The 19,167-nt window shown below is 66.0% G+C and carries 18 protein-coding genes and 1 pseudogene; 11 read left to right on the plus strand and 8 right to left on the minus strand.

Annotated elements, in window-relative coordinates; all coding sequences use genetic code 11:
* Positions 1–113: 113 nt before the first annotated feature.
* Complete coding sequence (locus tag KI242_RS13685; RefSeq protein ID WP_015635297.1) at positions 114–1,427, plus strand: sigma 54-interacting transcriptional regulator; 1,314 nt, start codon at positions 114–116, stop codon at positions 1,425–1,427.
* Positions 1,428–1,440: 13 nt separating this feature from the next.
* Here KI242_RS13685 and KI242_RS13690 read toward each other — a convergent pair whose 3' ends face one another.
* The 4 genes and pseudogenes from KI242_RS13690 to KI242_RS13705 form a co-directional block, all read right to left on the minus strand.
* Positions 1,441–2,343 carry a tyrosine-protein phosphatase gene (locus tag KI242_RS13690; RefSeq protein ID WP_212806260.1) on the minus strand — a complete coding sequence of 301 codons (903 nt, stop codon included), beginning with the start codon at positions 2,341–2,343 and terminating at the stop codon, positions 1,441–1,443.
* Positions 2,344–2,363: 20 nt separating this feature from the next.
* A pseudogene (locus KI242_RS13695) lies at positions 2,364–3,746 on the minus strand (DUF1329 domain-containing protein).
* A 29-nt stretch (positions 3,747–3,775) separates the two neighbouring features.
* On the minus strand, positions 3,776–5,329 hold the full coding sequence (locus KI242_RS13700) for a DUF1302 family protein (RefSeq protein ID WP_081002102.1): 1,554 nt from the start codon (positions 5,327–5,329) through the stop codon (positions 3,776–3,778).
* A 219-nt stretch (positions 5,330–5,548) separates the two neighbouring features.
* Positions 5,549–6,088: a GNAT family N-acetyltransferase gene (locus tag KI242_RS13705; protein ID WP_212806262.1), complete on the minus strand. Its 540-nt coding sequence runs from the start codon at positions 6,086–6,088 to the stop codon at positions 5,549–5,551.
* 205 nt (positions 6,089–6,293) lie between these two features.
* Here KI242_RS13705 and KI242_RS13710 point away from each other — a divergent pair, with 205 nt between their 5' ends.
* The 4 genes from KI242_RS13710 to KI242_RS13725 all read left to right on the plus strand — a co-directional run bounded on the left by KI242_RS13710 (position 6,294) and on the right by KI242_RS13725 (position 9,250).
* Positions 6,294–7,781, plus strand: a complete 1,488-nt coding sequence (locus tag KI242_RS13710; RefSeq protein WP_041117729.1) for a helix-turn-helix transcriptional regulator — start codon at positions 6,294–6,296, stop codon at positions 7,779–7,781.
* Positions 7,782–7,917: 136 nt separating this feature from the next.
* Complete coding sequence (locus tag KI242_RS13715) at positions 7,918–8,169, plus strand: CsbD family protein (protein WP_011060865.1); 252 nt, start codon at positions 7,918–7,920, stop codon at positions 8,167–8,169.
* 1 nt (position 8,170) lies between these two features.
* Positions 8,171–8,431, plus strand: a complete 261-nt coding sequence (locus KI242_RS13720; protein WP_015635301.1) for a DUF1652 domain-containing protein — start codon at positions 8,171–8,173, stop codon at positions 8,429–8,431.
* 177 nt (positions 8,432–8,608) lie between these two features.
* Entirely contained in the window at positions 8,609–9,250 is a 642-nt protein-coding gene (locus KI242_RS13725) for a trimeric intracellular cation channel family protein (RefSeq protein ID WP_244868197.1), read from the plus strand.
* Between the two features lie 215 nt (positions 9,251–9,465).
* Here the strand turns inward: KI242_RS13725 and KI242_RS13730 are convergent, their stop codons facing one another.
* Together KI242_RS13730 and KI242_RS13735 are read right to left on the minus strand one after the other, a co-directional pair.
* Positions 9,466–10,860, minus strand: a complete 1,395-nt coding sequence (locus tag KI242_RS13730) for a HAMP domain-containing sensor histidine kinase (RefSeq protein WP_011060868.1) — start codon at positions 10,858–10,860, stop codon at positions 9,466–9,468.
* Positions 10,838–11,521: a response regulator transcription factor gene (locus KI242_RS13735; RefSeq protein WP_011060869.1), complete on the minus strand. Its 684-nt coding sequence runs from the start codon at positions 11,519–11,521 to the stop codon at positions 10,838–10,840. Before KI242_RS13735 ends, KI242_RS13730 begins: the two co-directional genes overlap by 23 nt.
* A gap of 181 nt (positions 11,522–11,702) precedes the next feature.
* Here KI242_RS13735 and KI242_RS13740 point away from each other — a divergent pair, with 181 nt between their 5' ends.
* The 6 genes from KI242_RS13740 to hcnC all read left to right on the plus strand — a co-directional run bounded on the left by KI242_RS13740 (position 11,703) and on the right by hcnC (position 16,960).
* Positions 11,703–12,044 (plus strand): hypothetical protein, encoded by a 342-nt coding sequence (locus tag KI242_RS13740; protein ID WP_041117735.1) that lies wholly within the window; start codon positions 11,703–11,705, stop codon positions 12,042–12,044.
* 38 nt (positions 12,045–12,082) lie between these two features.
* The gene (locus KI242_RS13745) at positions 12,083–12,469 is read left to right on the plus strand and encodes a hypothetical protein (protein ID WP_041117737.1); all 387 of its coding nucleotides are present in this window, start codon (positions 12,083–12,085) and stop codon (positions 12,467–12,469) included.
* 190 nt (positions 12,470–12,659) lie between these two features.
* Positions 12,660–13,601, plus strand: coding sequence for a membrane protein (locus KI242_RS13750; protein WP_011060872.1), 942 nt, complete (start codon positions 12,660–12,662; stop codon positions 13,599–13,601).
* Positions 13,602–13,990: 389 nt separating this feature from the next.
* Entirely contained in the window at positions 13,991–14,308 is a 318-nt protein-coding gene (gene hcnA / locus KI242_RS13755) for a cyanide-forming glycine dehydrogenase subunit HcnA (protein WP_011060873.1), read from the plus strand.
* On the plus strand, positions 14,305–15,714 hold the full coding sequence (hcnB, locus tag KI242_RS13760; RefSeq protein WP_011060874.1) for a cyanide-forming glycine dehydrogenase subunit HcnB: 1,410 nt from the start codon (positions 14,305–14,307) through the stop codon (positions 15,712–15,714). The genes hcnA and hcnB overlap by 4 nt, the downstream gene beginning before the upstream one ends.
* Positions 15,707–16,960 (plus strand): cyanide-forming glycine dehydrogenase subunit HcnC, encoded by a 1,254-nt coding sequence (hcnC, locus tag KI242_RS13765; protein WP_015635308.1) that lies wholly within the window; start codon positions 15,707–15,709, stop codon positions 16,958–16,960. The genes hcnB and hcnC overlap by 8 nt, the downstream gene beginning before the upstream one ends.
* A gap of 104 nt (positions 16,961–17,064) precedes the next feature.
* Here hcnC and KI242_RS13770 read toward each other — a convergent pair whose 3' ends face one another.
* Both KI242_RS13770 and KI242_RS13775 read right to left on the minus strand, forming a co-directional pair.
* On the minus strand, positions 17,065–17,676 hold the full coding sequence (locus tag KI242_RS13770; RefSeq protein WP_011060876.1) for a glutathione S-transferase: 612 nt from the start codon (positions 17,674–17,676) through the stop codon (positions 17,065–17,067).
* 258 nt (positions 17,677–17,934) lie between these two features.
* Positions 17,935–19,158, minus strand: coding sequence for a multidrug effflux MFS transporter (locus KI242_RS13775; protein ID WP_015635309.1), 1,224 nt, complete (start codon positions 19,156–19,158; stop codon positions 17,935–17,937).
* Positions 19,159–19,167 lie beyond the last annotated feature (9 nt).

Here is a 19,167-nt window from a genome sequence, read left to right on the forward strand (position 1 = left end):
GTGTTGTCGCCAGGACTGTCATCCGGGCTTGGCAGTCATTTGGCAGTTGCTGGCAGAAAATGGCAGTGATGGCGCCCATGCTTTAAGCTGCCGCCTCTGCCCCGGAGTTGCCCATGTCCCTGATTGCCACCGACCTAGTCCCGCCACCGATGTCCGCCCTGGTGTCCTACCTCGAACACGACCCGCAGCCCACCATAGTGCTGGACACCGACTACAACATCATCGCCGCCAACACCGCCTACCAGCGTCAGTTCGGCGTGGCCGGCAAGCCCCACGTGGGCGCCAAGTGCTACCGGGTGTCCCACCAGTTCGCCGTGCCCTGCGACCAGGCCGGCGAGCATTGCCCGATGCGCAAGGCCCATGACAGCCGCGTACCGGAACGCATGCTGCACATCCACCACACGCCCCGGGGGCCGGAGCATGTGGACGTGGAGCTGCGGCCGATCATTGGCCAAGACGGCACGGTGGTGGCCTATGTCGAGCGCCTGAGTTCGGTGGCCGTGGCCTCGGTACAACCCCAGCAGAAGGGCCTGGTGGGGCGCTCGCCGGCCTTCAACGAAGCCTTGGGCGCCTTGCAGCGGGCGGCGCCGGCGCCGATCCCGGTATTGCTCCAGGGTGAATCCGGCACCGGCAAGGAGCTGTTCGCCCGTGCCCTGCACGACGGCAGCCCCCGGGCCAGCGGGCCGCTGGTGGTGGTGGACTGCACCGGGCTTACCGAAAGCCTGCTGGAAAGCGAATTGTTCGGTTATGAAAAGGGCGCCTTCACCGGTGCCCTGCAGCGCAAGATCGGCCTGGCCGAAGCCGCCCATGGCGGCACCCTGTTTCTCGACGAGATCGGCGAAGTGCCCCTGGCCATGCAGGTCAAACTGCTGCGCCTGATCGAGTCCGGCAGCTTTCGCCCGGTGGGCAGCCTGCGCACCGTGCACTCGGATTTCCGCCTGGTGGCGGCGACCCACAAGCCGCTCAAGGAAATGGTCGCCGCCGGCACCTTCCGCCAGGACCTGTACTACCGCATCAGCGCCTTCCCGATCCGCTTGCCGGCCTTGCGCGAACGCAGCGACGACCTGCCACTGCTGATCGACAGCCTGCTGCGCCGGCTTGACCCCGGGGTAGTGCCGCGGGTCGATCCCCAGGCCCTGGCCCAACTGAGCCTGTACACCTACCCGGGCAATATCCGCGAGCTGCGCAACATCCTCGAGCGGGCGCGGCTGTTCAGCGACGACGGGGTGATCCGCCTGGCGGACCTGCCGCCGGAGCTGCGCAGCACGCCGGCACCAGCGCCGCCGGGCCGCCGCCGCGGCAGCAAGGACCTGGAGCAACTGGCCCATGCCCTGGAGGTGTTCGAGGGTTCGCGCAGTGAGCTGGCCAGGGCCCTGGGCCTGAGCGAGCGGACCCTGTACCGGCGGCTCAAGGCCCTGGGTCTCTGAGTGCCGGTGCTGATCAGGGGGTGGCGGTTTCGAGGAACTTGCTTTGCAGCCGCGAGCGAAATGCGGCATCGACCCCCAGCCCCTCGCGCAGGTAGTTCTCCACCGAGCCGTAGTCTTCGCGCATGGCCATGAACGCCGCTTGCAGGTAGCGCGCCTCGACGCCTAGCAAGGGCTGTAGCAGGGCAGGATCGGTACGGCCTTTTGACGCGAGCCGGACTTGTTCGGCGATCCGGCGGTTTTTTCCCCCGAGGTAGCGGTTGGACGCCAGATAGTCCTCCATCACCGTAGCTTCCGGCACCCCCAAGGCCAGCAACACCATGGCCGAAGCGAAGCCGGTGCGATCCTTGCCCGCGGTGCAGTGGTAGAGAACCGGGGTGCCCTGGTCATCGAGCAGGCCATGCAGCCAGGCTCGAAAGAGCGGGCTCTGCTCGCGGACGAATTGGATGTTGGCCCGAACCAGCACATCGTCCAGGTGCAGCTCGGCGGTGTCGCCACTGTTGATGCGCCGAGTCAGCTCGCGGATGTCGATGTTGCCGGCACTGATCGGCATCTCGATCCGCCGCTCCATCAGCGCCGGCGGCAGGCGGTCGGGGGCGTCGGCGATTTCCTCGCGGCTGCGCAGGTCCACCACACGCTGCAGTTGCAGGCCTTGCAGCCTGCGTTGATCTTCGGCACTGAGTGTGTCCAGGGCTCCACCGCGATACAGCAGGCCCCACTTCACGCTACGTCCGTCGGCCGTGCGGTAGCCACCCAGGTCGCGCAGGTTGGGTGCGCTTGCCAGGTTCAGGTCGCGCAGCGCCTGGGGTTCGCTGGCGGGCAGTTCTTGCGGGGGCGCTGGCTGCTCGGCAGGGGCCGCATTGGCTGTAGCGATGGTGCACAGCAGGGCGGCCCCGAGGGCCAGGTCGAATCGGGTCATGTTGTGCTCTCCGTGAGTCTTCATTTGGCGCGCTTGCGCACGGCGGCGGGGGTGAAATCGCTGGCATCGTGGGCCAGGTCCGTCAGGCGGATCGGGCCGTGATCATTGGTCAGGCGATCCACCAGATAGGCCCCGGACATCAGGTCGTGATACACCGATGGGCCCGCCTGATAGCTCTGGGTGTCATAGGCGTAGAAGGTGGTCTGCAGGTTGGTGCGCTAGAGGAGGTTGCGGGCGTCATAGCTGTCGGCCATGACCGCGCCCCAGGTGTCTTCGTCGATGTAGAAGCGGCGTTTGGCATACACATGACGGTTGCCGGGCTTGAGGCTGGCCTCCAGTACCCATACCCGGTGCAATTCGTAGCGCAGTGCTTCGGGGTTGGGGTGGCCAATGGTTTCGGTGAGCTTGGCCAGGGTGGTCGCGGGGTCGCTGATTGCATAGTTGTGATAGGGGATGAACAGCTCGCGCTTGCCGATGATCGTCCACTGGTAGCGGTCGGTGCCGCCATTGAACATGCGGCTGTCATCGTTGACCCGCAGGCCGCCGCTGGCGCCACTGGAAGGGTTGTCGTAGCCGACGTTGGGCGCGCGCCGCACCCGTCGGCTGCCCGGGTCGTATTGCCAGCTCTGCTGGGCGTTGGCCACCGGATCGACGAAGCCGTGGCCGAAGGTGATCTTGCCCAGCTCCCGGGCCGGTTCCAGGGTCCGGTACATGAAGTAGCTGTTGATGGCGTCGCGGTCGTCTTGCCGGGGGCTGTCCGGGTTGGTCCAGATATTGAGCGTCTGGTGATGCTGGACCTGACGTGCCTGCTTGCCGTTGGCCAGGGTGACGACCAGGCTGTAGACGCCTTCCTCGCCGGGCCCCCGCCCTTGTAGGGCGTGGTTCCAGATCAGTTCGTTGCCGTTTTTCGGGATCGGGAACGGCGACGCCCCCCAGGCCCCGGTGACGCCGTTGCCATCCTCGGTGAGTCGAGCGGTGCGCCCGTTTTCGCGGATTTGCTCTTCGATTTTCGCACTCGGACGCATGTCGCGATGACTGGGATAGATGTCCATCCAGTAGCTGCGTGGATAGCGCTTGAACAGGGCGATCTGGCCGTCACTGAGGCGGTTCTGGTACTGCTCCAGGTTCTGCGCGGTAATCCTGAACAACGGGCGCTCTTTGGCGTACGGATCGGGGTACAGCGAGCAGCTGCCGGCGAACTGCACATGGGGCGGAGTGCCGCGCCACTGGCCGGACCAGCCAGGAATGCTGCCGTCGGCGTTACCGGCACGCTCCGCGCCGACGGGCGTGAGATCTTGATCGAGGCGAGCCAGCTCGGCCTCGCTGAGCGCGGCCTGGGCCAGGGGGCACAGGCCGAGCAGGCCGGCGAGCACAAAGGCAGGGAATTGCGTTTGGCAGGACATGGAATGTTCTCCGGTTGTCTGGGCGAGGGTCAGAAGCTGTACTTGGCGTTCAGGGCGATGTGGTCGCGATCGCTCTGGTTGTTGTACCGGGGGCTGCCCAGGTAGGCGTTGTAGACGGCCTCCAGGGAGAGGTTCCCGAGGTACTCCAGGGTGCCGCCCAGGGACAGCCGATTCCTGCCCTGGTTGTAGCTGCCCAGAGAGGAGTTGCCGTTAACCCCCTGGTTGAAGGACAGCGGAATGGTCAGGTCCCAGCCGGGCATGATCTCGATGTAGCGCGAACTGGCGCGCAAGGTGTAACCCCAGGCAGAACGGTCGTTCCAGAGCTTTTCACTGGGGTTGCGCTGGGGCAGGTAGGCACTGTCGTTGCTCAAGACGCGGTTGTAGCCGACCTCGCCATTGAGGGTGAAATTGTCGGAAAAGGGCGTCTGGCCGAAGCCGTGGGTCATCGACAGCAGTACCTGGCCGGTCCTGCCGCGGGCAGTGTGGCGGGCGCCGCCGAGGTCGATCGCCAGGGGCAGGCGATCCTGGATGCTGATCTCGCCGTTGATGTTGGTGTCGACCACGACCGTGGCGAAGCTTGCGCCATACAGTTCGATGCCTTCGAAGTAGCGCGCCTGGTAGCTGCCGCGGCGGCTTAGGTTGTCCACCACCGGTGTCTTGCTGTGATAGCGCAGGCGGTAGAGGCCGAACTCGGTGTTGTTCAGGCTCTGGGCGACATAGCGCAGGGCCAGGCCGAACTGCCCGCTGTCGCGGGGTTCGTCATCTTTCAAGCGGACCAGTTGACCGGTGGAGTTGCTGTAGCCGCCCCTGTCGAGGAGGTCGGTGGTGGAAAAGTAGCTGCCGACCGCGTTGAGTCGGCTCTTCTTCCACTCGTACTGGTAGTAGAACTGCAGGTCGAGCGCGTCGGTGAGGCTGTAGGAGGCGAACAGCTGGCCGGTCGGCAGGGTACGCTCCTTGATCTCGACCCCGGGCACGTTGGATTTGCTGGCATCAAACGGGCTCATGGTCGAGGCAATGCCGTTGCCGTTGTAGACGCTCTCGCCCCAGTAGACCACCTGGCGCCCGAGGCGCAGGTTGAAGGGCCTGTCAGCAACCTGCCAACTGCCATACAGGTAGCTGTCGAGCATTTCCACGGCACCGCCGTGAGCGTCGCGGGTGGGCCTGGAAAACTGGTCGGGGCGCGAGCATTGCCCGGCGGCATAGCAGTTCGAGGTGCCGGTGTGGTTGTCATTGCGGCGATGGTAGACGTTGTCGTAGTAGGCGCTGGCGCGCACGAACAGGCCGAAGTCACGGCGAAAGTTGAAGTCGGCGTCGCTGACCAGGCCCAGGCGATGGGTGATCAGGCTGCCCCGGTCGAAAGCGTTGTTGCCGTCGTTGCCGTTGGCATTGTTGCGCCCGCCAAGGGCATGGGCCGGCTTTGCCGTGCGCCAGGCCAGGCCATAGGAGACGACGTTGCTGTTCTGCACTTTGAGGTCGTCGCCGATTTCGAAGACCAGGGCGGCCAGCGGGGAACTGAACAGGAGCAAGGAACCGGGAACTGCGAGCAAGGTGGAGAAAGCGTAAGGCGTTGTTGTTTTTTTCATTGCTGCCTCTGAATGTCTGTTTTTGCGTCGAGGTACCGTAGGGTTGTGGAGGGGGGGAAGGGACTATCGGAAATGCAGCGGGGGCTGGACATCGTCTATTCGGACTAGTCGCTTTGTTGCGGGCGCCGCACGTTCAGGCCGCCGGAAGGGCTGAACGTGCGGGGTTCTGGAGGGAGGGGGGGACGGAGCAGGCGCTGCCCCTGGACGGGATCTTGAGCCTCAGGCCGTGCGTTCGCCGGTGCGCGGAAGGTCGCAGGCCATCACCCACATGCCGATCTGTTCCAGGTCGGTGCTGAACGGCACCTCGTCGACCTGCCGCAGGCCGGCGCTTTCATAGAAGCGCCGGGCGCCGCTGTTGCTCTTGAGAACGTCCAGCCACAGGCAGGGCTCACCGGCAGCGCTGGCCCGTTGCAGCACATGCTCCAGCAACCGGCGGCCATAGCCCTTGCCGGCCTCGGACTTGAGCAGGTAGATCTTCTGCAGTTCGGCCCCGCGCCGGGCTCCATCGGGCAGTGGCCGGTTCCAGTTGAGCTTGGCAAAACCGATGGGCTGCTGCTGCGGGTCCAGGGCCAGCAGCCACAGGTGCAGGTGCTTGTCGGCCAGGGACTGTTCCAGGGGGGCGGGAGCGAAGTCCTGGCCCAGGAACTGCTGCATGCCTTCGGTGCTCCAGATCGCGGCGAAGTGCTCGCGGTAGGTGGCGCAGCCAATGGCCTGGAGGATGTCGATATCGCGGCTGTCGGCTTCACGGATGGTGATCATGCGTCATTCCTCGAGGGGCGGCTGGCCGGTGTCGCCGGGCTGGCGGCTGGCCCGCAATCCGGACGGGGCAGCTTACTCCGTTGCCCAAAGGGGCTCCAGCGCTCGGGCCGGGGCACGATGGCGGCGCGCCGTGGTCGTAGTTGCAGCCCCCTTTTTTCCGGCGTGCGGGATGTTTGGCGCAGCGTCGGGTTCTTCCGGAGATGCCATGAGCCAGGCCGTACTTGCCACCGAAACCAACCGCCGCCAATTGCAGCAGATCATCTCCGGCCTGTCCGACGGGGTGATCCTGATCGAGACCGACAAGCCCCGTACCCTGCTCTGGGCCAATGAAGCGGCCCTGGCCATGCACGGCGTCAGCACGGTCGAGCAGTTGGGCGGCAATCTGCGCGAATACGCCCGGCGCTATGCCTTGCGCTACCGCAACAACCATCCACTGGGCCTGGACAGCTACCCCATCAACCGGGTGGCTGCCGGAGAAACCTTCAGCGACGTGGTGGTGGAGGTCCAGGCCGAGATCGATGGCGAACCCCGGCACTGGGTGCACCGGGTGCGCAGCATGATCCTCGAGGACCGCAATGGCGCGCCGGAGTCCCTGGTGCTGATCCTCAGTGACGCCACCGACTGGGCCAGCGCCGAGCAGCGCTTTGAGAAGACCTTCAACGCCAACCCGGCGCCGGCGGTGATCTGCCGCCTGGGGGATTTGCGCTACATCAAGGTCAACCAGGGCTTCCTGGAGATGACCGGCTATGCCCGGGACCAGGTGATCGGCCGTTCGGTCTACGAGCTGGACGTGCTGGAAGACGCCGAGCACAAGGAACTGGCCGTCGAACGCCTGGGGCAGGGCGCGACCATCCCGCAGATGCAGGCCGAGCTGCGCCTGCCCGAGGGCGGCAGCAAGCTGGTGATCGTCGCCGGCCAGCCGCTGGACATCAACGACGAGGACTGCATGCTGTTTTCCTTCATGGACCTGGAGCCGCGGCGCAAGGCCGAGATCGCCCTGCGCCAGAGCGAGGAGCGTTTCGCCAAGTCGTTCCGCCTGACCCCGGTGCCGACCCTGGTGTGCAGCGCCGAGCAGCAGATCGTCGATGTCAACGAAGCCTTTCTCGACACCTGCGGCTACAGCAGCGAAGAGCTGCTCGGCAAGACCGTGCAGGACATCGGTTTTATCGCCGAGCCCCAGGCCGCCGAGCAGTTGTTCGGCCGCCTGGAGAAGAGCGGCAACGTCATGGGCCTGGACCTCAAGGTGCGCAAGAAGGGCGCCGAGCAGGTGGACTGCGTGGCCTACGCCGATACGGTGCTGATCCAGGACAGCCCCTGTTACCTGCTGGTGCTGATGGACATCAGCGAGCGCAAGCGCTCGGAGCTGGAGCTGGTGGGCGCCATCGAGGAGGTGATGCGCGATGCCTCCTGGTTCAGCCAGACCCTGATCGAAAAGCTCGCCAATGTGCGCAATACTCGCAGCGCGCAAGCCCCGGCGGTAACCTCTGCCGAGCTCACCACCCGCGAGCGCGAGGTCCTGGGGCTGATCTACCAGGGGCTGGCGGACAAGGAAATTGCCGCGCAACTGCAGTTGGCCCCCAACACCGTGCGCAATCACGTGGCCACCCTGTACTCCAAGCTCGATGTGCACAGCCGCGGCGAGGCCATTGTCTGGGCCCGGGAGCGCGGGCTGTTTGCCGGCAGTGCCGGCTGACCCGGTGCAAATGCACCAGTGCAACCAGTGCAAATGCGCCTTTTGCCCAGGGGCGGGCCTTTCTATCCTGTGATTCTGCGCAGGGCTCTGTATCGGGCCTCTGCCATTCATGAACCGCAGTAGAAGGAGCGCCAGCATGGCTAGCGAACAGATCAAGGGCACAGTGGGCAAGGTGGCCGGCAAGGCCGAGGCCGTGGTGGGTGAGTGGCTGGATGATGAGCAACTGCAAGCCCGCGGCATGGCCCGGGAAGCCGCCGGGCAATTGCAGGAAAAGTACGGCCAGGCCCTGGACCAGGGCGCTCGCTGGGTACGGGACAAACCGCTGTTGAGCGTGGCCCTGCTGGCCGGCGTCGGCCTGTTGGCGGGCCTGCTGCTGCGGCGCCGCTGAAATGCCGGCGGCCATCACCCTGGCGCAGTTGCGCGCTTGTATCGAGCAGCGCCTGGCGCCCCTGGCCTGCAGCTTCAGCAACGCCGGTGACGGCACCCTGACCCTGCGGGTGTTCGAGCCGGCCAGCGGCCGGGTCGACCTGGTGGTGACCGGGCTCAGCGCCCGGGCGCTGCAGAGCGAGGCCGATGTGCAGAAGATCATCGACGAACTGCTCTATGAGCTGGGCAGCAACTCCCTGGGCCAGCTCGATCTGGCGCCCTGAACCCGGCCTTGCACCGGGGCCGGTCGATGGCGACAGCCCACGGCCTGAACTATAAGCAAAGGGTCGACGGTCGGGTTCCTGGCCGTCATCTCCAGCCTTTTGCAGGTGCCCGGGCATGCCTTCAACCCTGTTGCCGCGCCGTATTTTCCTGATCACCTCGCTTTTCTGGATGGGCCCATGAACGCCCGGGCCCAGGGCTTGCCCCGGCGCCTGGAAAACATCGTGCTGGTGGCGGATCTGGCGGGCACTGCGGTGTTTGCCGTAGAGGGCGCGATCAGCGCCATGCGCGCCCAACTGGACCTGCTGGGGGTGATGGTGATCGCCTTTATCGTCGCCCTTGGCGGAGGGGTGACCCGTGACCTGCTGATTGGCGCCACGCCGCCCAAGGCCGTGGCCGACTGGCGGTACCCGGCGCTGGCGCTGCTGATGGGCGGGCTGGCCTTCGTGGCACGGGACTGGGTGCTGGGGTGGTCCGGGCCGATGCTGATTCTGCTGGACGCCGCGGGGCTGGGGCTGTTTGCCGTGGCGGGCACGCAGAAGGCGCAGAACTTCGGCATCTCGCCCTTTGTCTCGATGCTCATGGGCACGGTGACCGGGGTGGGGGGCGGGGTGATTCGCGACATTGTCCTGGCCCGCATTCCCCTGGTGCTGCAGGTCGACCTGTATGCCAGCTCGGCCTTTGTCGGCGCGGCCAGCCTGGTCATCGCCCGGCGCCTGGGCGTGCCGCCTTTATGGTCGGCCTGGCTGGCGGGCACCGTCTGTTTCGCCCTGCGCATGCTCTCGGTGCGCTACGGCTGGCAACTGCCCAAGGCCTTGTAGTCGCTGATGCAGGCTGTGAACGGCTTGGGCGGCATTGCGACGCAGAAGACACCGGGAGCGCGAGAGCGCGGAAGGTTTGGCGCAAGATCGTCAAGCAAGGCCCTGCGTACCGAACGCGGCCCGGCCTTTCGCAGCTTCGCAGGCTCAGCAGCGGCTACAGGATCACAGGGTCACAGGGCCACAGGCACCGGATCATAGGGGCGTGGAGGCCGGGATCAATTGTCGGCAATCAGGCTCGGCCGGCAGTCCAGGCTCAGGCGCGCGCCGCCGCGTTCGCTGCTGCCCACCTCAAGCTTGAAGCCGTGCAGGCTGACAATCGCCGCGACGATCGACAGGCCAAGGCCAAACCCGCCCTGGGCATTGTTTTCATCCACCCGGTAAAAGCGCCGGAACACCGCCGCCCGTTCCGCTGCGGGTATTCCGGGGCCTGAGTCGAGCACTTCCAGGCGCGGGCTGCCGTCGTCGTCAATCCCCCGCAGGATCACTTCGCCCCCCGGTGGGGTGAACTTGATGGAGTTGCTCAGCAGGTTGGCCAGGGCCTCGAACAACAGGGCGCGGTCACCGGTGAGGCTGGGCAGGCTCGCCGGTACATCCAGCACCAGGGTCAACTGGCCTTCCTCGGCCAGGGGCAGGTAGAAGTCATAGAGCTCGTGCAGCAGGGGCAGGGGGTCGAGCACCAGGAAGCCCGAGCGCCGCTGCTGGTCCTCCAGTTCGGAAATCCGCAGCAACCCGCGAAAGCGTGCCATCAGGGTGTCGGCCTCGGCCAGCAGCTGGTCCATCTGCAGGGCCTGGGGCGAGCCTTCCTCGGCCTGTTGCTGCAGGCGATAGAGCTGGGCCCGCAGGCGGGTCAGCGGGGTGCGCAGGTCGTGGGCGATGTTGTCGCACACGCCCTTGACCTCATGCATCAGCCGTTCGATGCGTTCGAGCATGGCGTTGACGATGGCCGCCAGCATGTCCAGCTCGTCGCGCCGGTCCGACAGTGGCAGGCGCCGGGTCAGGTCGCCGGCGACTATGGCTTCGGCGCTGGCCTGGATCTGGCGGATGCGTCGCAAGGGCCGGCGGCGCAGCAGGTGCCAGCCGGCGGCGCCGGGAATGATGGTCAGGGAAATGCCCCAGAGCAGGGCGTGGAGAATGATCCGGGTCACCGCGAACAGCGAGCCGTTGTCGCGCACCAGCACCAGCCAGCGGCCATCCCGGGTGTGGGTGGCCACGGCGTCGCAGCTGTCGCGGGGCAGGCTCGGGTCGTCGGAGTCGATGCAGTTCTTCAGTTCGTGGATCTTGCCGTCCAGGGGCAGGTCGTCGGGTATCTGCCGGATCGGCCCGCTCAGGGGCCGGCGCTGCTCATCGAACAGGCCGTAGGCGTCGATTGCGCGCATGTCGAAAGTCATGCTGGTGGTCAGGGCTTCCACCAGCTGGTCGCCCTCGAAGCGCGCGAACAGGTGCTGGCGCTGCATCAGCGAGTGCTTGGCCAGGCTGTCCAGGTAGGTGGAGACCTCGTAGTACAGCACCCCCATGAGGATGCAGCTCCAGGCCACGAACAGCGTGCTGTAGAGCGCCAGCAGGCGGCTGCTGGAGGAACGCCAGCCTTTAGAGGGGTTCAGCAATGACATAACCCGAGCCTCGCACGGTGCGGATCAACGGGGTCATGCCGGGCGGGTCGATCTTCTTGCGCAGGCGGCCGATGTGCACGTCGATCAGATTGGTCCCGGGGTCGAAGTGATAGCCCCAGACCTCCTCGAAGATCATCATCCGCGAGAGGATCTGCCCGGTGTTGCGCATGAGGAATTCCAGCAGCTTGTATTCGGTGGGCAGCAGGCTCAGCAACTGGTCGGCGCGCGTTGCCTCGCGGCTGATCAGGTTCAGTTCCAGGTCCGCCACCCGCAGGCTGGTGTCGAAATCCTTGACCGTGTTCTTGCGCCGCAGCAGCACTTCGACCCGGGCCGCCATCTCGTCGGAGGCGAAGGGCTTGGTCAGGTAGTCGTCGCCCCCGGCCCGCAGGCCGCGCACCCGTTCATCGACGTCGGAGAGGGCGCTGATCATCAGGATCGGTGTCGACACACCGATGGTGCGCAGGGTGGTGACGATGGCCAGGCCGTCCAGTTCCGGCAGCATGCGGTCCAGGGTGATCAGGTCGTAGTCGCCGCTCACGGCGCGCACCAGGCCCTCGCGGCCATTGTCCACCCAATCCACGTCGAGGCCGTGGCTGCTCAGTTCGGCGACGATTTCCCGGGCGGTCACGGCGTCGTCTTCGATGGTCAGAATGCGGGTCATAGGCGTTACCTGTTTGGCGGTTCGTGACACAGGCGGGCATTTTGCCAAGAAACGGCGGCCGCAATTCTAAAAAAACTTTCATCTGCGCCTCCAGGCCTCTGTCCAGACCTTGAACAAGCCCCTGCCAGAGGCCGCGCTGCCTGATATTATCGCGCCACTTTTATGGCCAGGAGGCACATCCATGACGGGCCTGCCCCGGGTTGGCTGGAAGCCAATGTCCTTTCTCTGCCTGATGGTGCTGTGCAGCAGCGCGGTGCTGGCGGCCAACCAGCCCTGTTCCGGGCGCAAGGGCGGTATCGCCCGTTGCGACGGCGAGCTGTTCCTGTGCAACGACGGTTCCATCAGCGCGTCGAAAAAGAACTGCGCCCTGATGTCCGGCCAGCGCTCCACTACCCCCCGGGCCGAGCCCCTGCTGCGCGACGCCCAGGGATGCAGCTGTGGCAGCGGCAGTTTCTGCACTGGGCCCCGGGGCGGGGTGTACTGCCTGACCCCCAGTGGCAACAAGAGCTACAAGCGACATTGAAAACCCGATTGACCTTCTGTGTATCAAGGTGTTGTGCAATGAACTACGCATCACGTTTCAAAGGCCTGCTGTGGCTTTTGGTGGCCAGCCTGCTGTTGAGTCTCGCCGTGGATCTGGCGCTGCGCCTGCCGGGTTATCTGGAGGCCTATGCTGCCGACCCCCGCTATGCGCGCTGGATGCTGGCGTATCGCGGCCTGGACGTCCTGGTCATCGCCCTGATGGCGGTGGCCGTGCCGGGAATCATGCGGCTGCTGGATTTTCGTCGTTCGGCCTGGCTGGCATTGCCGCTCTTTACCTTGTGGGGGCAGGGCATCGCGCAATTGACCCTGGTGGGCAACCTGCTGCTGGCCCTTTGGATCCTGGTACTGGTGGTGCACCTGTGCTGGACCCGCGGCCGGGAGCTCTACCGGAGCCGGCAGGCCTGAGCACCGGGCGGGCCGTGCAGAACGCCCGCCCGAAAACTCCCGGGCCGGTAAATTGCACGATCCGGGATTATCTGCTTATCGCAAGTCATTGAAATAAAAGCGCTTATAAAGTTCGTGCAACTGGCACGGTGGCTGCACTTGTCCCTTCGAGACGTGTAACACCATTTTTCATGCCTGGAGCTGAACAACAATGAACAGACCCTCTGAACACCTGCTGGCCACCGCAGATGCCTCGAGTCATCACTCGGGCGTGTCCTGGGCGGCGATCTTTGCTGGCGCCGCGGCGGCCGCCGCTCTTTCGCTGATCCTCCTGTTGCTGGGCTTCGGCCTGGGCTTTTCCGCGGTTTCGCCCTGGGCCGGCAGCGGCATCAGCGCCAAGGGCCTGGGCATTTCCAGCATTGTCTGGCTGGCCGTGACGCAGATCATCGCTGCCGGCCTGGGCGGTTACATCGCCGGGCGCCTGCGGGTGAAGTGGGCCAACCTGCATGGCGATGAAGTGTATTTCCGCGACACCGCCCATGGCTTCCTGGCCTGGGCCGTGGCCACCCTGGTCACCGCGACTTTGGTGGTGGGGTCGGTCAGCAGCGTCATCAGCGGCGGCGTGCATGCCGGCGCCCAGGTGGCTTCCGGCGCCGCCGGTGCCATGACCCAGGTGGCCGGCCATGCTGCCGCCCAGGGTTCCCAGGATGACTACGGCTACTTCGTCGACAGCCTGTTCCGCGACGATCGCCCGGCGGCGGTCAGCGATGACGCGGCCCGTGGCACGGTATCGCGGATCTTCGTGCGCACCCTGAGCAACGACGGCCAGTTGGCCCCTGAGGACCGCAGCTACCTGGCGCAATTGGTGGCCCAGCGTACCAACCTCAGCCAGGCCGATGCCGAGCGTCGGGTCGATGAAGTCTTCGCCAAGACCCGCCAGGCCGTGGAAGAAGCCAAGCAGGCCGCCAAGGAAGCTGCCGACACCGCAGCCAAGGTGGCTGCCTGGTCGTCGCTGTGGATGTTTATCGCGCTGCTGTGCGGGGCCTTCTTCGCCAGCCTCGCGGCGACCTTTGGCGGTCGTCGTCGGGACGCCGTGGTCTGGCTTGAAAGCGATGTCCAGCCGCGCACCGTAGCCCCCACCCCCGTTCACTGATCCAGGAGATTTCCCATGCGCTCATTACTCTTGTGGTTCCTCGGTGTGCCGATCCCGGTGATTATCCTGATCGCCCTGTTCATGCACTGATTCAAGCTATAAAGCCCGGCCCGAACGGGCCCGGGCCTTCCCGAACGCCGCTGCCGGCCATTGCCGCCAGCGGCGTTTTTGTGCGCGGTATCGCAGTTTTGCAAGGGCTGGCCACCGTCGGGTGCGAGGCAGCCGTTTGCTTGGCCCAGATCAATATCCGTGTCCGACAAACCGACTAGATTGGCCCGCGCTCGGTTCTGACAAACAGCTTGGGACCGGGACGTTGCCCGGTCCCGACCGCAGCAGCATGGACGGCGGGACGCCGGCAACCCCATTCATTTTTCACGGATGAACCCACAATGCGTCAGATAGACCGCAACTTCGATATTCAGCCGCTGCAGCATGCGGACATGACCATCAGCCTCAATGGCCAGCCAGTCACTGCCGCCCTGGGTGAAACCGTCCTCAGCGTGATCCAGGCCACCGGCCTGCGCCAGGTGGCGCGTAACGATCACGGGCAACTGGTCGGCGCCTACTGCGGCATGGGCGTGTGCCATTGCTGCCTGGTGCAGATCGACGGCCGGCACAAGCGCCGCGCCTGCCAGACCCTGGTCAAGCCGGGGATGCAGGTGCAGACCCTGAGCAACCGCATCACTGAAACGGAGCCCACGTTATGAGCCTGAACCCGGTGATCGTCGGCGGTGGGCCGGCGGGCATGGCGGCCGCCATCGAACTGGCCGAGCACGGCGTGCGCAGCACCCTGATCGAAGAGGCCTCGCGCCTGGGGGGCGTGGTCTACCGCGGGCCGTTGCGCGACGGCGTGCAGCTGGATTACCTGGGGCCGCGCTACTGCGAAATGCTGGCCAAGCTGCACGGCGATTTCGCCGACCACGAACAGATGATCGACGTGCGCCTCAACAGCCGGGTAGTGGGCGCCGAGGGCACCCAGAGCCTGGTGCTGCTCGATGGCGAAGAGCAGGTGCAGCAGGTCAGCTACGAGCAGTTGATACTGGCCGCCGGCTGCCATGAGCGCAGTGTGCCGTTCCCCGGCTGGACCCTGCCCGGGGTCAAGCTGCTGGGTGGCCTGCAATTGCAGATCAAGAGCGGGGTGGTCAAGCCCCAGAGCCCGGTGGTGATCGCCGGTACCGGCCCCTTGCTGCCCCTGGTGGCGTGCCAGCTGCATGCTTCCGGCGTGCGCGTGGCGGGGGTCTACGAGGCTTGTGCCCTGGGCAAGATCGCCAAGCAGAGCCTGGCCATGCTCAACAAGCCGCAACTGTTTCTCGACGGCCTGAGCATGCTCGCCTACCTCAAGCTGCACGGCATTGCCCTGCGCTATGGCTGGGGCGTGGTCGAAGCCCAGGGCCAGGACGCCCTGAGCGTGGTCACCGTGGCGCCGTACTCCAGCGACTGGCAGCCGGACATGGCCAAGGCCCAGCGCATTGCTGCCCAGACCCTGGCGGTGGGCTACGGCTTCATCCCGCGCACCCAGTTGAGCCAGCAGATGGGCCTGGAACACAACTTCAGCGACGACGGCTACCTGCGCGCCAGCGCCAACGCCTGGCAGCAGAGCAGCGAGCCCCACGTGCACCTGGCCGGCGACATGGGCGGCATCCGCGGCGGCGAGGCGGCCATGCTCAGCGGGCGTATCGCCGCGCTGTCGATCCTCATGCAGCGTGGCGTACTGAGCAACGAAGCGGCCCTGCAACGGCGCCAGGGTTACGAGCGCAAGCTGGCCTCGATCCTGCGTTTTCGTGGTGCGGTGGACCGCTATACCGCGCGTGGCGCCGGGCAGGTAGAGCTGCCCAAGGGCGACACCGTGATCTGCCGTTGCGAACACACCACCCGCAACGACATCGAGCGTGCCCTGAGCCAGGGCGTGCAGGACATGGCCAGCCTGAAAATGCGCACCCGGGTGAGCATGGGCGACTGCCAGGGGCGGATGTGCGTGGGCTATTGCAGCGACCGCCTGCGCCAGGCCACCGGGCGCAAGGACGTGGGCTGGATCCGCCCGCGCTTCCCCCTGGACCCGATTCCATTTTCCGCGTTCCCGCCGTCTGACCAGGAGGTCTCCCAGCATGATTAAGCATTACGACGTGGTCATTGCCGGTGGCGGCGTGATCGGCGCTTCCTGCGCCTACCAGTTGTCCAAGCGCAAGGACCTGAAGGTGGCGCTGATCGACGCCAAGCGCCCGGGCAACGCCAGCCGCGCTTCGGCCGGCGGCCTGTGGGCCATCGGCGAGTCGGTGGGGCTGGGCTGCGGGGTGATCTTCTTTCGCATGATGTCGGCCAACCGCAAGCGCGAGGCCCAGGGTTCGGCGGTGGTGGTGGATTCCAGCACTCCGCACATCCTGCCGCAGTCGTTCTTCGACTTCGCCCTGCAGTCCAACGAGTTGTACCCACGCCTGCACCGCGAGCTGATGGGCCTGCACAACATGGATTTCAAGTTCGAGCAGACCGGGCTCAAGTTCGTCATCTATGACGAGGAAGATCGCCTGTACGCCGAGCACATCGTCGGTTGCATCCCGCACCTGAGCGACCAGGTGCGCTGGCTCGACCAGGCGGCCCTGCGCGCCTCGGAACCCAATGTCAGCCATGAAGCCCAGGGCGCCCTGGAGTTCCTCTGCGACCACCAGGTCAACCCGTTCCGCCTCACCGACGCCTACACCGAAGGCGCACGCCAGAACGGCGTGGATGTGTACTTCAACACCAACGTCACCGGGGTCCTGCACCAGGGCAATCGGGTCAGCGGGGTGAAAACCGACGTTGCCGGATTGTTCCGCTGCACGACCCTGATCAACGCTGCCGGCGCCTGGGCCGCCGAGCTGAGCCTGCAGGCCACCGGCATCGAGATTCCGGTGAAGCCGGTGAAGGGCCAGATCCTTCTCACCGAGCGCATGCCCAAGCTGCTCAACGGCTGCCTCACCACCAGCGACTGCTACATGGCGCAGAAGGACAACGGCGAGATCCTGATCGGCAGTACCACCGAGGACAAGGGCTTCGACGTCACCACCACCTACCCGGAGATCAACGGCCTGGTGCAGGGCGCAGTGCGCTGCGTACCGGAGCTGGCCCATGTCAACCTCAAGCGCTGCTGGGCGGGGTTGCGCCCGGGTTCGCCGGATGAGCTGCCGATCCTCGGGCCGATGGATGGGGTCGAAGGCTACCTCAATGCCTGTGGGCACTTCCGCACCGGCATCCTGACCTCGGCCATCACCGGCGTGTTGCTGGACAAACTGGTGAACGAAGAAGCCCTGCCGCTGGACATCACCCCCTTCCTGGCCCGGCGCTTCGCCACTGCCCCCGTGAAGAAACAGCCCGAACCGGCCTGACCGCTGCTGTAGGAGCTGGCTTGCCAGCGAAGGCGTCTTCGAAGGCGCTGCAAGGCTTGCAGGCCTCTTCGCCGGCAAGCCGGCTCCTACGGGGAGGGTGTGGCTCAGGTGGCGGGGGTGGCGAGGAACACCGGCAATTGTTCGGCGTACTCGGCAAAGCCGCGTACTGCCGGGAATTGTCCGGGGTTGAACTGGTCCGCCACCATCATCTGGCTGAAACTCCAGGCCACCGCCAGGCTGATGCCGGCCTGGCCCAGGGAACCGTCCCGGGGCAGGGGCTGTTTCTGCAACTCCTGCTCCAGCTCGCCATAGGCGGCCTGCAACTGGCCGCCAACCCGCTCCAGCCAGGGGCCGTGCTGTTTCTCCGCAGGGCGCAGGTTGCGCTCGTAAACGATCTGTACCGACTTCTCGCAGGCCGCCAGGGCCAGGCCGACCAGCCGCAGCTCACGCAGGCGCTGGGGCAGGGCGGTGGGCATCAGGCTGCGTTGCGGGCCGGCCAGGGTTTCCAGGTAGTCGATGATCAGGCTCGAATCCATCAGCACTTCACCGCCCTCGCAGACCAGGGTCGGGGCCTTGACCACGGGGTTGATCGCCTTGAACTGCTCGAAGGTGCTGAACACCGAAAGCGAGTGATGCTCGAAGGGCAGGCCCAGGCTCTTGAGGCTGATGGCGACGCGGCGCACGTAGGGTGAATCGAGCATTCCAATAAGCTTCATCACGTATTTCCTTGTCTTGAACGGCACAACGGATGGGAAAGGCGCGGTCAATTTAGCGGTATTGAAGCAACCTTGCACAGTGCAAACCTGTAGCCGCTGCCGCAGGCTGCGAAGAAGACGCGGGAGGCTTGAGGGCGCCCGAGGTTCGGCAGGAGGCCGCCAAGCAAGGCCCCGCGTACCGAACGCGGCCCGGCCTTTCGCAGCTTTGTAGGCTCAGCAGCGGCTACAGGGGTGCAGGAAGGCGTTCTGAGCCGGCGCCTACCACCGCCGTGGCCGCAGGCACCACCAGGCCAGCCCCAGGGCCAGGCTGAACAGGCCGGTCAGGGCCTGCAGCGAGCCCGCCGGGCTGTCCGCCAGCAGGCTGGCCAACAGCCCGCAGCCGGCGGTCATGGCCATCTGGATAAAGAAGAACAGCCCCGAGGCGGTGCCGGCCACCGCCGCATAGGGCTGCAGAATCGCCAGCTGGCAGGCGGGAATCGCCAGGCCCACCGAGAGCATCAGCGCCAGCATCGGCAGCACGATGGCCCACAGGCTGTCGGGCCACAGGCTGCGGGTGAGCAGCAACAGGCCGGCGCCGGCCAGGTTCAACAGGCAGGCCGCGGTGATCAGGCGGTCGGCACTGTGGCGTACCCCCAGGCGCTGGAACAGCCGCGACCCCATCAGGTAGCCGGCCACGGTGGCGGCGAACACCAGGGCGTAGGCCGTGGGCGACAGCCCCAGCTGGCGCTGCAACAGGGCCGGCGATTGCACAATGAACGGGAAGTAGGTGCAGTAAAGGCAGCCGATGGCCAGGGAATAGCGCATGAAGTAGGCCTCGCCCAGCAGGCGCAGGTACAGGCTCGGCAGGCTTTTCACGGCCACTGGCGCGAGCTGCGGCGGGCGGGTTTCGGCCAGCCGCTTGAACATCAGCAGCCAGGCCGCAGCGGCCACCAGGCTCAGGCACAGGAACAGGCCACGCCAGCCCAGCAACTGGTCGATCAAGCTGCCCAGGGGCGGTGCCAGCATTGGCGACAGGGCAATGCCCATGGACAACAGCCCCAGCAGCCGCGGCTGCTCCTCGGGCGGGCAGCGGTCGCGGACCATGACCCGGCCCACCAGGGTGCCGCAGCAACCGCCCAGGGCCTGCAGCAGGCGGGCGGCCATCAGTACTTCGACACTGGCGGCCAGCATGCAGGCCAGGCTGGCCGCGAGAAACAGCGCTGTGCCCGCCAGCAGTACCGGGCGCCGGCCATAGCGGTCGCACAGCGGGCCACCCAGCAGCATCGACAGGGCATAGCCGAGCATGTACAGGCTCAGGGTCAGTTGCAGCTGGGCGTCGCTGGCCCCCAGTTGGTCGGCCATGGCCGGCAGCGCCGGCAGGTACAGGTCGATGCTGATCCGCGGCAGGCAGACCACCACCAGCAGCAACAGGGTCCAGAGCCAGGGGGCGAGGGGGCGTTCAACAGCGATGGAGCGGGTGGTGATGGGGCTGGCGGGCGGCATGGCAGGCTC

This window comes from Pseudomonas sp. Eqa60, from assembly GCF_018326405.1.
Lineage (GTDB): Bacteria > Pseudomonadota > Gammaproteobacteria > Pseudomonadales > Pseudomonadaceae > Aquipseudomonas > Aquipseudomonas protegens.

What these genes read in the sequence shown, in the direction of transcription:
- hcnB (WP_011060874.1), top strand. Translation starts at nt 14,305, where the DNA reads ATGAGCCTGAACCCGGTGATCGTCGGCGGTGGGCCGGCGGGCATGGCG.
- KI242_RS13750 (WP_011060872.1), top strand. Translation starts at nt 12,660, where the DNA reads ATGAACAGACCCTCTGAACACCTGCTGGCCACCGCAGATGCCTCGAGT.
- KI242_RS13700 (WP_081002102.1), bottom strand. Translation starts at nt 5,329, where the DNA reads ATGAAAAAAACAACAACGCCTTACGCTTTCTCCACCTTGCTCGCAGTT.
- KI242_RS13740 (WP_041117735.1), top strand. Translation starts at nt 11,703, where the DNA reads ATGACGGGCCTGCCCCGGGTTGGCTGGAAGCCAATGTCCTTTCTCTGC.
- KI242_RS13705 (WP_212806262.1), bottom strand. Translation starts at nt 6,088, where the DNA reads ATGATCACCATCCGTGAAGCCGACAGCCGCGATATCGACATCCTCCAG.
- hcnC (WP_015635308.1), top strand. Translation starts at nt 15,707, where the DNA reads ATGATTAAGCATTACGACGTGGTCATTGCCGGTGGCGGCGTGATCGGC.
- KI242_RS13690 (WP_212806260.1), bottom strand. Translation starts at nt 2,343, where the DNA reads ATGACCCGATTCGACCTGGCCCTCGGGGCCGCCCTGCTGTGCACCATC.
- KI242_RS13715 (WP_011060865.1), top strand. Translation starts at nt 7,918, where the DNA reads ATGGCTAGCGAACAGATCAAGGGCACAGTGGGCAAGGTGGCCGGCAAG.
- KI242_RS13770 (WP_011060876.1), bottom strand. Translation starts at nt 17,676, where the DNA reads ATGAAGCTTATTGGAATGCTCGATTCACCCTACGTGCGCCGCGTCGCC.
- KI242_RS13745 (WP_041117737.1), top strand. Translation starts at nt 12,083, where the DNA reads ATGAACTACGCATCACGTTTCAAAGGCCTGCTGTGGCTTTTGGTGGCC.
- KI242_RS13775 (WP_015635309.1), bottom strand. Translation starts at nt 19,158, where the DNA reads ATGCCGCCCGCCAGCCCCATCACCACCCGCTCCATCGCTGTTGAACGC.
- KI242_RS13685 (WP_015635297.1), top strand. Translation starts at nt 114, where the DNA reads ATGTCCCTGATTGCCACCGACCTAGTCCCGCCACCGATGTCCGCCCTG.
- KI242_RS13735 (WP_011060869.1), bottom strand. Translation starts at nt 11,521, where the DNA reads ATGACCCGCATTCTGACCATCGAAGACGACGCCGTGACCGCCCGGGAA.
- hcnA (WP_011060873.1), top strand. Translation starts at nt 13,991, where the DNA reads ATGCGTCAGATAGACCGCAACTTCGATATTCAGCCGCTGCAGCATGCG.
- KI242_RS13720 (WP_015635301.1), top strand. Translation starts at nt 8,171, where the DNA reads ATGCCGGCGGCCATCACCCTGGCGCAGTTGCGCGCTTGTATCGAGCAG.
- KI242_RS13725 (WP_244868197.1), top strand. Translation starts at nt 8,609, where the DNA reads ATGAACGCCCGGGCCCAGGGCTTGCCCCGGCGCCTGGAAAACATCGTG.
- KI242_RS13730 (WP_011060868.1), bottom strand. Translation starts at nt 10,860, where the DNA reads ATGTCATTGCTGAACCCCTCTAAAGGCTGGCGTTCCTCCAGCAGCCGC.
- KI242_RS13710 (WP_041117729.1), top strand. Translation starts at nt 6,294, where the DNA reads ATGAGCCAGGCCGTACTTGCCACCGAAACCAACCGCCGCCAATTGCAG.